This window comes from Aquitalea sp. LB_tupeE, assembly GCF_013391415.1.
Lineage (GTDB): Bacteria > Pseudomonadota > Gammaproteobacteria > Burkholderiales > Chromobacteriaceae > Aquitalea.
The window spans coordinates 1-1,887 of sequence record NZ_JACAXB010000055.1 but is presented as its reverse complement, the minus strand read 5'-3'; the positions used below and the strand labels follow the sequence as shown (position 1 = coordinate 1,887).

Here is a 1,887-nt window from a genome sequence, read left to right as displayed (position 1 = left end):
AAAAAAATCGATGCCAGAACAAAACTGGCAGGGACCAACAAGCTGGAAATCCTGCTGTTCTCCCTGGGTCACGACCAGCGTACCGGGAGGAAGGAAGTCTTCGGCATCAACGTCTTCAAGGTGCGCGAAGTCATGCGCACACCCGAAATCACTTCCGCGCCCGAAATGCCCTCCTCGGTTGAAGGCATGGTCAGCCTGCGTGGCTCGCTGGTCCCCGTCATCGACCTGGCCAAGTACGCCGGCATCGTCACCAGCAACAAGCCCGAAATCATGATCGTCACCGAGTACAACGGCCACACCCAGGGCTTCCTGGTCGAGGCGGTTGATACCATCCTGCGTCTGGACTGGTCTGCCATGCGCGTGCCGCCGGACATGATCACCAACCGTATGGCCGGCCTCGTCACCGCTGTCACAGAGCTGGATCACGGCACTCTGGTGATGATGATGGACGTGGAAAAAGTGCTGGCGGAAACCTCGCTGGTGGACGACTCCCATCACTTCATCAATATCGAGCCGGTGAAAGAAGAACGCATGATCTTCTTTACCGACGACTCCGCCGTCGCCCGCAAGCAGATCGAGCGCACGCTGGATGCCATGCAGGTGAAATACGCCTATGCCATCAACGGCATGCGCGCCTGGGAGGAGCTGCAAAAAATGGCCATGCAGGCCGAACTCTCCGGCAAGCGCCTGAACGAAACCCTGCATCTGGTGCTGACCGATGTGGAAATGCCGGAAATGGACGGCTATATGCTGACCAAGCTGATCAAGAGCGACCCGCGTTTTGCCGGTATTCCGGTGCTGATGCACTCCTCGCTGTCCGGCAGCTCCAACCAGAAGCTCGGCCAGTCGGTGGGTGTGGATGAGTATGTATCCAAGTTCGAAGCCCAGAAGCTGTCGATGAAGTTGCGCGAAATGCTCAAGCTGACCAACAACTAAACCAGAACAGTCTTCATCCGGGAGAGATATTCCTATGTCAGCCACTGACGCATCCCTGCTTGCCAGCGTGGACGCCCGCACCAAGCTTGCCGGCTCCAACAAGATGGAAATCCTGCTGTTTTCGCTGGGTACCCGCGAAACCTTCGGTATCAATGTGTTCAAGGTGCGCGAGGTGTCGCAGACACCGGCCATCACCAAAACGCCCAATATGCCCTTTGGCGTGCAGGGCGTGCTGTCGCTGCGCGGCAATATCATTCCGGTGATTTCGCTGGCCCGCTTTGTCGGCTCCGAGCAAAGCGGCCGCAAGTTCGACACCATGATTGTCACCGAATTCAACAAGAGTACCCAGGCTTTCCTGGTGGATTCGGTCGACCGCATCATCCGCGTGGACTGGGACCGTGTGCGCGCCCCGGAAAACATGATGAACAGCAGCGCCACCAACTCCAACCTGATCACCGCCATCACCGAGCTGGAAGACGGCAAACTGGTGTCCATTCTGGACGTGGAGCAGATTCTGGCCACCGTGGTGGGCGAACCGCGCCTGCCGGAAATTCCGCAAGCCCAGCTGGAGAGCGATCAGTACCTGTTCTTCGTGGATGACTCCGTGGTGGCACGCAAGGAAATCACCAGCGTGCTGGAGAAGATGGGCATCAAGTTCCAGCAGGCCACCAATGGGCGCGAGGCGTGGGAGCGCCTGCAGGTGCTAGCCAGCCGCACCTGGGGTGAGGACGAGTGCCTGCACGACTACCTGAAGATCATCCTGGTGGACGCGGAAATGCCGGAGATGGACGGCTATGTGCTGACCAAGCTGATCAAATCCGATGTTCGCTTCAAAGGCATCCCGGTTATCATGCATTCCTCGCTGTCGTCCAATGCCAACAAGGCGATGGGTTCCAGCGTGGGGGTGGATGCCTATGTTGCCAAATTCGATCCGGCAATCCTGGCGGAAAC

At 58.1% G+C, this 1,887-nt stretch carries 2 protein-coding genes; both read left to right on the top strand.

Annotation, left to right across the window (positions count from 1 at the left end; all coding sequences use genetic code 11):
• On the top strand, positions 1 to 936 hold a 936-nt coding region (locus tag HWX34_RS20975), incomplete at its 5' end, for a chemotaxis protein (RefSeq protein ID WP_178974141.1).
• 34 nt (positions 937 to 970) lie between these two features.
• Positions 971 to 1,887 (top strand): chemotaxis protein (locus HWX34_RS20970; protein WP_062791575.1); only part of this gene is annotated, 917 nt, incomplete at its 3' end.